Origin of the sequence: Allobosea vaviloviae (assembly GCF_001298265.1) — a bacterium.
Taxonomy (GTDB): domain Bacteria; phylum Pseudomonadota; class Alphaproteobacteria; order Rhizobiales; family Beijerinckiaceae; genus Allobosea; species Allobosea vaviloviae_B.
The window spans coordinates 274,994-289,090 of record NZ_LGSZ01000022.1 but is presented as its reverse complement, the minus strand read 5'-3'; the positions used below and the strand labels follow the sequence as shown (position 1 = coordinate 289,090).

12 protein-coding genes are annotated in these 14,097 nt (G+C 67.9%); 8 read left to right on the top strand and 4 right to left on the bottom strand.

Annotation, left to right across the window (positions count from 1 at the left end; translation table 11 throughout):
* Positions 1-26: 26 nt before the first annotated feature.
* The 3 genes from AE618_RS05225 to serS form a co-directional block, all read right to left on the bottom strand.
* Positions 27-689, bottom strand: coding sequence for a protein-L-isoaspartate O-methyltransferase family protein (locus AE618_RS05225; protein WP_248310751.1), 663 nt, complete (start codon positions 687-689; stop codon positions 27-29).
* Positions 690-795: 106 nt separating this feature from the next.
* Entirely contained in the window at positions 796-1,557 is a 762-nt protein-coding gene (gene surE / locus AE618_RS05220; protein ID WP_054207964.1) for a 5'/3'-nucleotidase SurE, read from the bottom strand.
* A gap of 226 nt (positions 1,558-1,783) precedes the next feature.
* On the bottom strand, positions 1,784-3,268 hold the full coding sequence (serS, locus tag AE618_RS05215; RefSeq protein WP_054207963.1) for a serine--tRNA ligase: 1,485 nt from the start codon (positions 3,266-3,268) through the stop codon (positions 1,784-1,786).
* 193 nt (positions 3,269-3,461) lie between these two features.
* Between serS and AE618_RS05210 the strand changes: the two genes are divergently transcribed.
* From AE618_RS05210 to lexA, 6 genes are all read left to right on the top strand, one after another.
* Complete coding sequence (locus AE618_RS05210; protein WP_054207962.1) at positions 3,462-4,079, top strand: anthranilate synthase component II; 618 nt, start codon at positions 3,462-3,464, stop codon at positions 4,077-4,079.
* 39 nt (positions 4,080-4,118) lie between these two features.
* Positions 4,119-5,132 (top strand): anthranilate phosphoribosyltransferase, encoded by a 1,014-nt coding sequence (trpD, locus tag AE618_RS05205; protein ID WP_054207961.1) that lies wholly within the window; start codon positions 4,119-4,121, stop codon positions 5,130-5,132.
* A 4-nt stretch (positions 5,133-5,136) separates the two neighbouring features.
* Entirely contained in the window at positions 5,137-5,949 is an 813-nt protein-coding gene (trpC, locus tag AE618_RS05200; protein ID WP_054207960.1) for an indole-3-glycerol phosphate synthase TrpC, read from the top strand.
* Positions 5,946-6,443, top strand: coding sequence for a cyclic pyranopterin monophosphate synthase MoaC (gene moaC / locus AE618_RS05195; protein ID WP_054207959.1), 498 nt, complete (start codon positions 5,946-5,948; stop codon positions 6,441-6,443). The genes trpC and moaC overlap by 4 nt, the downstream gene beginning before the upstream one ends.
* Entirely contained in the window at positions 6,443-7,654 is a 1,212-nt protein-coding gene (locus AE618_RS05190; protein ID WP_054207958.1) for a molybdopterin molybdotransferase MoeA, read from the top strand. Before moaC ends, AE618_RS05190 begins: the two co-directional genes overlap by 1 nt.
* A 112-nt stretch (positions 7,655-7,766) precedes the next feature.
* Positions 7,767-8,486: a transcriptional repressor LexA gene (gene lexA / locus AE618_RS05185; protein ID WP_054207957.1), complete on the top strand. Its 720-nt coding sequence runs from the start codon at positions 7,767-7,769 to the stop codon at positions 8,484-8,486.
* 10 nt (positions 8,487-8,496) lie between these two features.
* Here the strand turns inward: lexA and AE618_RS05180 are convergent, their stop codons facing one another.
* Positions 8,497-10,701, bottom strand: a complete 2,205-nt coding sequence (locus AE618_RS05180; RefSeq protein WP_197280676.1) for a ComEC/Rec2 family competence protein — start codon at positions 10,699-10,701, stop codon at positions 8,497-8,499.
* Between the two features lie 315 nt (positions 10,702-11,016).
* On the opposite strand from AE618_RS05180, the gene gltX reads away from it, so the two are divergent.
* Positions 11,017-12,471: a glutamate--tRNA ligase gene (gene gltX, locus AE618_RS05175; RefSeq protein WP_054207955.1), complete on the top strand. Its 1,455-nt coding sequence runs from the start codon at positions 11,017-11,019 to the stop codon at positions 12,469-12,471.
* A gap of 276 nt (positions 12,472-12,747) precedes the next feature.
* Positions 12,748-14,037 carry a citrate synthase gene (gene gltA, locus AE618_RS05170; protein ID WP_054207954.1) on the top strand — a complete coding sequence of 430 codons (1,290 nt, stop codon included), beginning with the start codon at positions 12,748-12,750 and terminating at the stop codon, positions 14,035-14,037.
* Positions 14,038-14,097: the final 60 nt, after the last annotated feature.

Sequence of the window (14,097 nt, the reverse complement as noted above, 5' to 3'; positions counted from 1 at the left end):
AGTGGCTGCCCTCGGCGCTAAGCAGCCTAAAGCGCCCGCGCCAGCCCCGGCACCAGCGGCGGCAGGCGCACCATCGGGCCCATGGCGTGATCGAAGCCGCCATCGGCCAGCCGCGTCACCACCACGCGCCGCGCCGCGCCCTCGACGCGCAGCGCCCCGACAAGGCGCCCGCCCGGCGACAGCCGCATCATCAGTGATTCCGGGATGGCGTGGGTGACGCCGTTGACGAGGATTCGGTCGAAACGCCCCAATGTCCGATCGGCCTGGAAGCCGTCGGCATGACGCAACTCGACCGCGCCGCCAAAGCCGCTGCCCTCGACACGCTCATGCGCCGCCAGAGCCAGCGTGCGATAGCGCTCGAGCGAGACCACCTCGCCCCCCATCGCCGCCAGCAGCGCCGCGACATAGCCCGAGCCGGTGCCGACCTCGAGCACGCGGGCGGCAGGCTGCATGTCGAGCGCGGTCAGCAGCGCCGCGACGGTGTGCGGCGCGGTCATGGTCTGGCCGCAGGGCAGCGGCACCGAGACGTCCTGGCGGGCGAGATCGGCGAAGCGCGACGGCGCGAAGCGTTCGCGCGCGACCTTCTCCATGGCGCGCAGGACGGTGAGATCGCGCACGCCCTGAGCGCGCAGCGACAGCAGGAAGGCGACGGTGCGCTCACCCTCGCTGGCCGGCGCTTCCTCGCTCATGCTGCCGTCCTCCGTCATTGCGAGGAGCGCAGCGACGACGCAATCCAGGGGCCGGCGAGCCAGCTCCCCTGGATTGCTTCGCTACGCTCGCAATGACGGTCCGGCATCAAGCGAACACCCGCGCGAAGCGGGTCAGCGTCGGCTCATGGGTCAGGTCGAGTTCCAGCGGTGTCACCGAGATCTTCTTCTCCGCCAGCGCCCGCAGATCGGTGCCGTTGGCCGGCTCGCTCTTGCTGCGCGCGAAGGCGATCCAGAAATACGGGTTGCCGCGGCCGTCCTGGCGCGGCTGCAGCTGCATGAGCTCCTGATCGCGCCGCCCCTGCACGGTGACCGCGATGCCGGCAACCTCGCTCGCTGGGACATTGGGGAAGTTCAGGTTGAACAGCACGTCCTTGGGGATGCCCTCCTCCAGCAGCCGGCGGATGATGCCGGGCGCATGGTGCTCCGCGCAGTCCCAGTGGATCTGGTCGCGCCCGCCGGGGCCGTAACCCTGGCTGACCGCGATCGAGCGAATGCCGAGCAGCGTGCCTTCCATCGCGGCGGCGATGGTTCCGGAATAGGTCACGTCCTCGGCGACGTTCTGGCCGCGATTGACGCCCGACAGCACGAGGTCGGGCCGGTTCTCGATCATGATCGAGCGCGCCGCCATGATGACGCAGTCCGTCGGGGTGCCGGTGACGGCGAAGCGCTTCTCGGAAATCTGCCGCAGCCGCAACGGGTTCGACAGCGACAGCGAATGCGCCACGCCCGACTGGTCGGTCTCGGGCGCGACCACCCAGACGTCGTCGGACAACTGCGCCGCGATGCGCTCCAGCACCGCAAGCCCCTCGGCGTGGATACCGTCGTCGTTGGTGACGAGAATGCGCATGGTCAGAGGTCTTTCATCGCCAGACAAATCGAAGCGGCGAACCGCGACAGGGCCCCTCTCCCCTCGCGGGAGAGGGTTGGGGTGAGGGGGCGCCGTGCGCATCCCGATACGCCGGTGGAAGGGAGGCAACCCGAAAGGTCACGGCGCCCCCTCATCCGGCCGCTGCGCGGCCACCTTCTCCCGCGAGGGGAGAAGGAAAGAAGCGTCGCGCCGTCGCTTGCCGGCATCACGCCTTCTCGATCTTCGTCACGCCGCGCATATAGGGCACCAGCACGTCGGGCACGGTGATCGAGCCGTCGGCGTTCTGGTAGTTCTCCATCACCGCGATCAGCGCGCGGCCGACAGCCGTGCCCGAGCCGTTGAGCGTGTGGACGAAGCGCGGCGCGCCGCCCTCCTTGGCCCGGTAGCGCGCATCCATCCGCCGCGCCTGGAAATCGCCGCAGACCGAGCAGGAGGAGATCTCGCGATAGGTCTTCTGGCCGGGCAGCCAGACCTCGATGTCGTAGGTCTTCTGCGAGGCGAAGCCCATGTCGCCGGTGCACAAAGTCATCACCCGATAATGCAGGTCGAGCTTCTTTAGCACGGCCTCGGCGCAGGACAGCATGCGCTCATGCTCCTCGGCCGATTTCTCGGGCGTGGTGATCGAGACCAGTTCGACCTTCTCGAACTGGTGCTGGCGCAGCATGCCGCGCGTATCACGCCCCGCAGAGCCGGCCTCGGCCCGGAAGCAGGGGGTCAGCGCGGTGTAGCGGCGCGGGAGTTCTTCCTCGGAGAGGATCGATTCGCGGACAAGATTGGTGAGGGGGACTTCGGCGGTGGGGATGAGCCAGCGTCTCGCGCCCGGGTCGTCGACAATGTCAACGAGCATCCTCCGAGCGAGTTCGTCGGCCCTCTCATACTTTTCCATCGCAGACAGGTGGCCAAGGTTGGCAAAAGTGCGCGGCCCCTCGCTCTCAAACTCCGCGATCGCTGCGGCCCTAATCTTCTCAGCGATCCAACCTGGCGACAGCGAACCCGGAGTGATCGCGTACTGGTCGTCACGGAATTTCGGCAGTTGCGCCGTACCGAACATGACTTCGTCGCGCACCATCAGCGGCGGCATCACCTCGGTGTAGCCATGCTCCTCCGTATGCGTGTCGAGCATGAACTGCCCGATCGCCCGGGAGAGCCGCGCGATCTGCCTCTCCAGCACGACGAAGCGCGAGCCGGAGAGCTTGGCCGCCGTCTCGAAATCCATCTGTCCGAGCGCTTCGCCGAGCTCGTAATGCTCCTTGGGCTGGTTGACGCCGATGAGCCGCTTGCCGGTCTCCTCCGGCTTCACGCCATGGGTCGACTTGACGACATTGCCGTGCTCGTTGGCGCCATCAGGCACGTCGTCGTTGGGCGTGTTGGGGATCGCCGCGAGCTGCTCGTCGAGCGCGGCCTTGGCGGCCTTCTCCTCGGCCTCCAGCGCCGGCTGCAATTCTTTCAGGGACGCGACCTCGGCCTTGAGTTGCTCGGCGAGGACAACGTCCTTCGCCCCCATCGCCTTGCCGATCTCCTTCGACAGCGCGTTGCGGCGTTCCTGCGAGGCCTGGGCCTTGGCGATGGCGGCGCGACGGGCGTCGTCGAGCTTGAACAACGCGTCCGACGAGGTCTCCTTGAAGCTCCTGCGCTCAAGACCTCTGTCGAACGCCGCGGCGTTCTCGCGAATCCATTTGATGTCGTACATCGTCGTCAGGCCATGCCGTCAGGTTTTGGGAACAGCGTGATGCTCTAGACCGGGATCGCGCGCGAGGGAACAGGGATCGTCGCGCCCGAGCATCCTGCGGGAGACGGTGCAGGCGCCGCCCGCCCTGCCCCGAACTTGACCAGCCGGGCCTCCACCGTGCATGACCGGAGGCCAAAATCCATGGTCCCGGCCGATGCGCATTCTGCTGATCGACAATTACGACAGCTTCACCTGGAACCTGGTCCACCTGATCGGCGGGCTGGGAGCGCAGGTCGATGTGCGCCGCAACGACGCGCTGACGGTCTCTGAGGCGCTCGGGGACGATCACGACGCGATCGTGCTCTCGCCCGGTCCCTGCACCCCCAACGAGGCCGGCATCTGCCTCGACCTCGTGCGCGAGGGTGCGGGGGTCAAGCCGATCTTCGGCGTCTGCCTCGGGCTCCAGGCCATCGGCCAGGCTTTTGGCGGCGACGTCGTGCGCGCTCCGCTGCCGATGCATGGCAAGGTCTCGACCATCGAACACAAGGCGCGCGGCCTGTTTTTTGGCATCAACGGGCCGCTGCAGGCGACGCGCTATCACTCGCTGGTGGTCGCCCGCGAGACCTGCCCGGCCCATCTCGAGATCGAGGCCACGAGCGGGGACGGGCTGATCATGGCTTTGTCGCATCGCAGCCTGCCGGTGCATGGCGTGCAGTTCCACCCCGAAAGCATCGCTTCCGAGCACGGCGCCACGATCCTGCGGAATTTTCTCGATCTCGCCGAGCGATGGCAGCGCGAGCATGAGCCCGCCGCCTTAGCCGGCGCCGTCTGATCCCGCCCATTTTCAAAGCTGCTGCTGCACAGAGTTCCCATGGACGATTTCAAGCCCTTCATCGCCAAGGTCGCGACCGGAGCCTCGCTGTCGCGCGACGAGGCCCGCGACGCCTTCGACACGATCCTGTCCGGCGGCGTCACCAATGCCCAGGCGGCCGCCTTCCTGATGGCGCTGCGCGTGCGCGGCGAGACGGTCGAGGAGATCACCGGCGCGGTCGGCGCGATGCGCGGCAAGATGCTGACGGTCAAGGCGCCGACTGATGCGATGGACATCGTCGGCACAGGCGGCGATTCGTCGGGCTCCTACAATGTCTCGACGCTGGCGGCGATCATCACGGCCGCCTGCGGCGTGCCGGTCGCCAAGCACGGAAACCGGGCGGCATCCTCGAAATCCGGCGCCGCCGATGTGCTGATGGCGCTGGGCGTCAAGGTCGGGCTCGATCCGGAGGCGACCGAGCGCTGCATCGCGCAGGCCGGCGTCGGCTTCATGTTCGCGCCGACGCATCATGCCTCGATGCGCCATGTCGCGCCGGTGCGCGTCGAGCTCGGCACGCGCACGATCTTCAACCTGCTGGGACCGCTCTCCAATCCGGCCGGCGTCAGGAAGCAGCTGATCGGCGCCTTCTCCGAGACGTGGCTCGAACCGATGGTCAAGGTGCTGGCGACGCTCGGCTCGACGCGGATCTGGGCCGTGCACGGCTCCGACGGGCTCGACGAGATCACCACCACCGGGCCGACTCGCGTCGTCTCCCTTCAGGACGGCAAGGTCGAGAGCTTCACGATCAGCCCTGACGATGTCGGTCTGCCGCGCGCCAGGCCCGAGGATCTGCGCGGCGGCGAGCCGGCCCAGAATGCAGCCGCACTGCGGGCGGTTCTCGACGGGCAGAAGACGGCCTTCCGCGATATCGCGGCCTTCAACGCCGCGGCAGCTCTCGTGGTCGCGGGCAAGGCCGCCGATCTCAGCGACGGGCTGGCGCAGGCGACCGCCGCGCTCGATACCGGCAAGGCCAAGGCGACGCTGGCTTCGCTCGTCGCCTCCTCGAACGCGTGAGGCGGTGATGACCGACATCCTCGCTAAGATCGAGGCCTATAAGCGCCGGGAAATCGCAGCCGCCAAGCAGGCCGTGCCCATCGGGCAGATCGAGAGCCGCGCGCGCTCCACCCCCAAGCCGCGCGGTTTTGCCAACGCACTCTCGGTGAAACTCGCGGAGGGGCGCCCAGCGCTGATCGCTGAGATCAAGAAGGCCAGCCCCTCCAAGGGCCTGATCCGCGCCGATTTCGACCCGCCGGCGTTGGGGCGGGCCTATGCGGCGGGCGGCGCGGCCTGCATTTCGGTGCTGACCGACGGCCCCTCCTTCCAGGGCCAGCCGGAGTTCCTGATGCAGGCGCGCTCGGCGTCGGGCCTGCCGGCGCTGCGCAAGGATTTCCTCTACGATCCCTACCAGGTCTTCGAGGCGCGGGCCTGGGGCGCCGACTGCATCCTGATCATCATGGCCGGCGTCGACGACGCCACCGCGCGCGATCTCGAAGCGACCGCCTTCGAGCTCGGCATGGACGTTCTCATCGAGGTCCATGACGAGGTCGAGCTCGACCGCGCGCTTGCCCTGAAAAGCCCGCTGCTCGGCATCAACAACCGCGATCTGCGCGATTTCAAGGTCGATCTCGCGGTCACCGAAAGGCTGGCGCCGCGCGTGCCGGCTGAGCGCATCGTCGTCAGCGAGAGCGGCATCTTTAGCCATGCCGACATCCTAAGGCTGAACCGTATCCGCGTCGGCACCTTTCTCGTCGGCGAAAGCCTGATGCGGCAGGCCGACGTTGCCGCCGCGACGCGCGAACTCCTCACTGGAATGCAGGACAGCGCAGCGTGAGCCAGCTCAGCCATCTCGATGCGCGCGGACAGGCCCATATGGTCGATGTCGGCGACAAGGCCGAGACCTCGCGCACCGCCATCGCGGAAGGCTGCGTCGTGATGCAGCCGCAGACGCTGGCGATCGTGCGCGACGGCGATGCCAAGAAGGGCGACGTGCTGGGTACCGCCCGTCTCGCCGGCATCATGGCCGCCAAGAAGACGCATGAGCTGATCCCGCTCTGCCACCCGCTGCTCATCAGCAAGGTTACGGTCGATCTGGATCTGGACGAGGCGCTGCCGGGCGTGCGCGTGCGTGCCGAGGTCAGGATGAAGGGCCAGACCGGCGTCGAGATGGAGGCGCTGACCGCCGTCAGCGTCGCCTGCCTGACGGTCTACGACATGGTCAAGGCGGCCGACCGCGCCATGCGGATCGAGGGCATCCGTCTGGTCCACAAATCCGGCGGCAAATCCGGCACCTTCACTGCCGGCGGCACTGAGGCGGAGACGCTCTGATGGCCCTGACCCCGGTCCCGGTCGCGCTCGAGGCCCTGCTCGACAGCGTGCCGAGGCCGACCGCGGCCGAGACCCTGCCGCTGGCGCAATGCGCCTGGCGCGTTCTGGCGGCAGACGTCACCGCGCTGCGGACGCAGCCGCCCTTCGCCAACTCGGCCATGGACGGCTATGCCGTGCGGGCGGAGAACCTGGCGCCCGGCACGGCGCTTCGGGTCATCGGCGAATCTGCGGCGGGCCGTTCCTTTGCCGGCTCGCTCCATCCGGGCGAGGCCGTGCGGATTTTCACGGGGGCGCCGATCCCCGAAGGCGCCGACACGATCCTGATCCAGGAGAATGCCGACGGTGTCGGCAGCGATACCATCCACGTTCGCGAATCCGCGCCCAAGGGCAAGTTTATCCGGGCGGCTGGTCTCGACTTCACGACAGGCGACGTGCTGCTCAAGACAGGGCGCAGGCTCGACAGCGCGGCGCTGGGCCTGGCTGCGGCGGCGGGGCACCCTGCCCTGCCAGTGCGCGCCAAGCCGCTGGTCGCGATCCTGGCCACCGGCGACGAACTCGTGTCGCCCGGAGAGACCGTCGGGCCCGACCAGATCGTCGCGTCCAACAGCTTCTCGCTGGCAGCGATCGTCGAGCAGGCCGGCGCGACCGCGCTCGATCTCGGCATCGCGCGCGACAATTACCCCGACCTCGCTGCGCGCATCGAGCGGGCGCGCTCGGCCGGCGCCGACGTGCTGATCACGCTCGGCGGCGCCTCCGTCGGCGCGCACGACCTCGTGCAGGAGGCGTTGACGCGGGCCGGCATGGCGCTCGGCTTCTGGAAGATCGCGATGCGGCCGGGCAAGCCGATGATGACCGGCCGCCTGGGCGAGATGGTCGCCGTCGGGCTGCCCGGCAATCCGGTCTCGTCGATCGTCTGCGGCCATCTTTTCGTCGTGCCTCTGATCGAGGCGCTGCTGGGCATGCCCGAGCCCGAGCGGGACCGCAGCGAACCCGGCATCCTCGGCCGCGACATGCCAGCCAATGACGAGCGCGAGGATTATCTGCGCTCAGGCCTCGTCCTGACTGAAGCCGGCTGGGAGGCGACGCCGTTCGACCGGCAGGATTCCTCGATGCTGGGCCTGCTGTCACAGGCGCAGGCGCTGGCGATCCGCCCCGCCTTCGCGCAGCCGGCCCGGAAAGGCGATCCCTGCCGCATCATCCGGCTGCGCTGAACGCCGGCTCCGAGCGCGTTCGACTTGCGGAACACAACACGAACAGCTATGGTGTTCGTGATTTGTTTCGAATCTGCGCCCAATTCCAGTTATCATCGCGCCGGCGGGGACCATGCTGACACGCAAACAGGCCGAACTGCTTCGCTTCATCCAGGAACGCCTGCGCGAAAGCGGCGTGCCCCCCTCCTTCGACGAGATGAAGGACGCGCTCGATCTGAAGTCCAAATCGGGCATCCACCGGCTGATCATGGCGCTGGAGGAGCGCGGCTTCATCCGCCGCCTGCCGAACCGGGCCCGCGCGCTCGAGGTTATCAAATTGCCCGAGGGCGCAGGCGGTCAGCCGGCCGTGCGCGGCCGTTTCAATCCGTCGATCGTCCAGGGCGGGCTCGGCAAAGATTCGGGGATCGGCAAGGCCAAGCCGGTTGAGAGCGTACCCGAGGATGCGCGCGGGACGATCTCGATCCCGGTGATGGGTCGCATCGCGGCCGGCACGCCGATCTCGGCGATCCAGAGCCGCAGCCACAGCGTCGCGCTGCCGGCCGACATGCTGGGGAATGGCGAGCATTACGCGCTCGAGGTTCGCGGCGACTCGATGGTGGATGCCGGCATTCTCGACGGCGACACGGTCGTGATCCGGCGCCAGGACAGCGCCAATACCGGCGACATCATCGTCGCCCTGATCGACGACGAGGAAGCGACACTGAAGCGGTTGCGCAAGCGTGGTTCCTCGATCGCGCTGGAGGCTGCCAATCCAGCCTATGAGACGCGCGTGCTGGGGCCGGACCGGGTCAAGATTCAGGGCCGTCTGGTCAATCTGATGAGACGCTACTGACGGCGCGGCGTTAAGGAAGGCGTTCCGGCTCGGCGTGGTCCACTGGCGGCGCTGCAGCTTGCGCTGTCGGTACGGTCTGTCGTGTCGGCGATGATGGCGGCGCCGCCGGCTTGCGGCTCCAGGGCCGGTCGCCGCTCTGCTCGGACGCATGGCTGCGCCAGCCGCCGATTCGGCGCACCAGTGCGGTGGCGCCATCTCGGCTCAAGGCCGTTCGGTCGACGAGCTTTGCGGCGCAGGGGGCAGTCCAAGGGATCGGCGTGACCACGAGATCGGCGCGCCGGCAATCCTCGATGATGGCGAGACGGTCGCGGGCATAGGCGATGCTGCGGCCATCCCTCGTGGCGATCACGCAACCGAGGGCATCGCAGGCCGCGCCCTGGCGCAGCGTCGGGTCGTCGGGATTGCGGCCGTCGCCATCTGCGGTCAGCCATTGCTGCAGGACAAAGCGGCTCGGCTTGCCGGCCAGGATCAGGAGATCGTCCTTGCCGCGTACGGCGATGCCGGAGCCGTCGCGCTCGATCAGGATATCGGGCCGCTCGGGCTTGGCTGCGACCGCGACGCCCCCGATCAGCGGCAGGATGGCAAGCAGCCGCAGTTTCGTCGTCCAGAGCGTGATCCAGAGCAGCGAGGCGGCGAAACAGGCCAGCGCCGCCGGCCCGAAGGCTGCGATCACCAGTGTCGAATGATCGATGATGGCGACCCAATGCGCCAGCTTCAGCACGACCTCAGAGGCGAGGCCCATCAGCCACCAGGCCGGCGCGTCGAGTCCGAACGGATAGGCCAGCACGCCGAAGACAGCCGCCGGCATGACGCAGAGCGAGACGAAGGGCAGCGCCAGCGCATTGCCGAGCAGGCCGAAGGGGTTGAAGGTCTGGAAATGATAGGCGCCGAAGGGCGCGGTCGCCGCCGTCGCCAGCAGGGTCGTGATGACGATGCCGGTGGCCGCGATCCAGAGCGGGCGGATCGGCCAGGGCCATGTCGAGGGCGGCTGCGGTCGGCCGCGATTCTCCCAGCGCTCGGCGAAGGCGATGAGGGCGGCGACCGCGCCGAAGGACATCTGGAAGCTAGGCCCCAGCAGCGCCTCGGGCTCGCGCAACAGCACGATCATCGCGGCCAGCGCGAGGTTGCGCATGCTCAGCGCCGCGCGATCGACCAGGATCGCGCCGAGCATGACGAGCGTCATGATCAGGGAACGCACGGTCGCGACGTCGCCGCCGGAGAAGACGCAGTAGCCGACCGCGCCGATCATCGCGGCGATGGCGGCGAGTTTCTTGACCGGCCATCGCAGTGCCAGCGTCTGCGACAGGGCGAGAAGCGCCCGCACCAGCCAGAAGATCGTGCCGGCGGCCAGCACCATGTGCAGGCCCGAGATCGAGACGATGTGGTAGATGCCCGCGGCGCGCAGGTCGGTATTGGTGGTCTCGGTGATCAGGCCGCGCTTGCCCGTCACCAGCGCCGCCGACATCGCGCCGGCCTGGCCGCCGCCGATCTCGGCGATACGCCGCGTCAGGGCGTTCCTGGCCTGGTCGATCGTCGCCGCCATCGTCAGTCCGGCCGGCGGCGGACGCGGCGGCGGCGTGAGCGCGATCTTGCCGGGAATGCTGCCGACGGCGCCGAGCCCGCGAAAGAAGGCATCCCGCCCGAAGTCGTATCCGCCCGGCCGGGCCGGTCCCGGCGGCGGCAGCAGGCGCGCCACGGCCGCGATATGATCACCCGACGAGACCGTGCCGCTGCGGACATTGACGCGCACGCGCTTGGGCCAGCGCTCGGGCTCCACCCCTGCAAGCCCGGTCACCAGGATCACGAGCCTGGCGCCCACGTCACGAGCCTCGACCGATTCCACGAAGCCGCTGAGTTGCGCGATGCGCGGGCGATCGAGCATCGGCGCGGCGACCGTCGCGGTCCGCCAGGCCGCGGCAGCAAAGCCGGCGAAGGCCGCTACGCAGGCGAGGCAAAGGAGCAGTGCGAACCGGCGCTGCCGCAGAACGAACGCTGCAGCACAGGCCGCGAAGAAGCCCGTCGCCGGCGCCCAGAGCGCGGGCTCACGGTCGGCGGCGAAGTAGAGGAGGATACCCGCCCCCATCATCACCGGCAGCCAGAGGAACAGTCTTCGGCGCTCGGCCTCGCGCGACAGCGCGGCCAGCAGGCGGTCGCGCCAGGCCGACAGGGTCAGTTCAAGATTGGGACCACCGAGCGCGAAGGCTGAAGGACGCAATGACAAGACGCCAACGCGCGCGCCGCGCGGTTTCGACGAACTCCCCTGCCCTGGCGGCCCCGGCTGCATCGGCCGTTCCCTGTGCCTTGCCGATTGCGATCCCTGCCGGTCGCGTCCCCTCTGATCGCGGTCTTTCGCTGCGATCTTGCGCTTAACGCTGGCGGCCGGAGCATGTTACAGGGGCGGCGCCGGATGTCATCTCACGCCCGGCGCGATCCCGGGTCGGGGTTATCCGCATTCGATACTCCCCCGTCTGGCCGTCCTGAATTCTATCGCTGGGCCATCCATCCTCGCCCAGCCGGAGCTTTGCCTTTCATGAGCGATGCCGTCGTCACCCGCTTTGCGCCCTCGCCCACCGGTTTCCTGCACATCGGCGGCGGGCGCACGGCCCTGTTCAACTGGCTCTATGCCCGCCGGCATGGCGGCAAGATGCTGCTGCGCATCGAGGACACCGACCGCGAACGCTCGACCGATGCGGCGATCACCGCGATCCTCGACGGCCTGAAATGGCTCGGCCTCGATTGGGACGGCGACACCGTCTACCAGTTCCAGCGCGCGGCGCGGCATCGCGAGGTGGCCGAGCAGATGCTCGCCGCCGGCAACGCCTATCGCTGCTACGCGACGCCGGCCGAACTCGACGAGATGCGCGAGCAGGCCAAGGCCGCCGGCAAGCCGATGCGCTATGACGGACGCTGGCGCGATCGCGACCCCGCGACCGCGCCGGAGGGCGTCAAGCCGGTGATCCGGCTGCGCGCACCGCAGACCGGCGAGACGGTGGTCGAGGACGAGGTCCAGGGCCGCGTCGTCTGGCAAAACGAGAATCTCGACGATCTCGTGCTGCTGCGTTCGGACGGCAACCCGACCTATATGCTGGCCGTGGTCGTCGACGATCACGACATGGGCGTGACCCATGTCATCCGCGGCGATGACCACCTGACCAATGCCGCGCGCCAGACCCAGATCTACCAGGCGATGGGCTGGCGCGTGCCGAGCATGTCTCACATTCCGTTGATCCATGGCGCCGACGGCGCCAAGCTGTCGAAGCGTCATGGCGCGCTGGGCATCGATGCCTATCGCGCGATGGGCTATCTGCCGGCCGCCTTGCGCAACTACCTGCTGCGGCTGGGATGGAGCCATGGCGACCAGGAGGTCTTCTCGACCAAGGAGATGATCGACCTGTTCAACCTGGGTTCGATCGGCCGTTCCGCGGCGCGTTTCGACTTCGCCAAGCTGGAGAGCCTGAACGGCCTCTACATGCGCCAGTCGGAGGATCGCGATCTGCTCGAGGCGCTGAAGGTGATCCTGCCCGAGATCGGGCCGGCGCGCGGCGTGCCGGCGACGCTGTCGCCGGAGCTGGAGGCGCGCTTCCTCGCGGCGATGCCGGGGCTGAAGGACCGAGCCAAGACGCTGATCGAGCTTTTGGACAGCGCCTACTACCTTTATGCCGCGCGCCCGCTCGCGCTCGACGCCAAGGCCACGGCCTTGCTCGACGATGCGGCACGGCAGCGTCTGCCGGGCCTGGCGGCAAAACTCGCGGCCGTGAACGACTGGTCCGTAGCGGCGCTGGAAGCCGCGGTGCGCGGCTATGCCGAGGAGCAGGGCCTGAAGCTCGGCCAGGCTGCACAGCCGCTGCGGGCAGCCCTGACGGGGCGGGCGATGTCGCCCGGCCTGTTCGACGTCATGGCCGTGCTCGGGCGCGAGGAGACGCTGGCGCGGCTTTCTGACCAGCCAGCCCCTGCCGACCGGACAACCCTTGCCGACCAGACATGAGCGGAAGACGTTGCAGACCGTCTTTCGGCTCTGTTGAACAGCCTCTGCAAATGGTCTAGTGACGCGACCTGTGGCCCGCTCCGGCACCCGCCGGATCGGGCACAAATATTGCTTGAAAATCAGTCGATTGAACCGCTCCTTCCACCGCCCCGCCTCTGCTTCGACACGACGTTGTCATGTCGGGAAAGTCAGATAACGGGACGGTCTCACGGACAACCAGGAACAGATCGAGCGGAACGGCGACTGACAGCAACGAGCCTGAAAGGATCGGTATCGATGAGCGGAACCACCAGCCAGCTTCAGATCGACGGCAAAACCGTCGACATGGCGATCAAGACGGGTTCGATCGGCCCGTCCGTCATCGACATCGGCAAGCTCTACGCCCAGACGGGCATGTTCACCTTCGACCCCGGCTTCACCTCGACGGCGAGTTGCGAGTCGCAGATCACCTATATCGACGGTGACGAGGGCGTGCTGCTCTATCGCGGCTACCCGATCGAGCAGCTCGCCGAGCATGGCGATTTCCTCGAGACCTGCTTCCTGCTGCTGGAAGGCCAATTGCCGACGGCCTCCCAGAAGGCCGACTTCGACTATCGCGTGACGCGCCACACGATGGTCCACGAGCAGATGGCTCGCTTCTTCCAGGGCTTTCGCCGCGACGCGCACCCGATGGCAGTGATGGTCGGGTCGATCGGCGCCCTGTCTGCCTTCTACCACGACTCGACCGACATCTCGGATCCGCATCAGCGCATGATCGCCTCGATGCGGATGATCGCGAAGGTGCCGACGCTGGCGGCGATGGCCTACAAATACACGGTCGGCCAGCCCTTCGTGTATCCGCTGAACTCGCTCGACTACACCTCGAACTTCCTGCGCATGTGCTTTGCGGTGCCGGCCGAGGAGTACAAGGTCAATCCCGTGCTGTCGCGCGCGCTCGACCGGATCTTCATCCTGCATGCCGACCACGAGCAGAACGCCTCGACCTCGACGGTCAGGCTCGCCGGCTCCTCGGGCGCCAATCCCTTCGCCTGCATCGCGGCCGGCGCGGCCTGCCTGTGGGGTCCCGCCCATGGCGGTGCCAACGAAGCGGCGCTGAAGATGCTCGAGGAGATCGGCTCCGTCGAGAACATCCCGAAATACATCGCCAAGGCGAAGGACAAGAACGACCCGTTCCGCCTGATGGGCTTCGGCCACCGCGTCTACAAGAACTACGATCCGCGCGCCAAGATCATGCAGAAGACCACGCATGAGGTGCTGAACGAGCTCGGCATCAAGGACGACCCGCTGCTCGACGTGGCGATCGAGCTCGAGCGCATCGCGCTGTCGGACCCCTATTTCATCGAGAAGAAGCTTTACCCGAACATCGACTTCTATTCGGGCATCACCCTGAAGGCGATGGGCTTCCCGACCTCGATGTTCACCGTGCTGTTCACGCTGGCCCGTACGGTCGGCTGGATCGCGCAGTGGAAGGAGATGATCGAGGATCCGTCCCAGCGCATCGGCCGCCCGCGCCAGCTCTACACCGGCGCCCCGGCCCGCGAATACACGCCGATCGGCCGCCGCTGAACGCGACCGCCTGAGTCTGGCGACACAGGGGCGCGACGGTTTTCCGTCGCGCCCCTGATT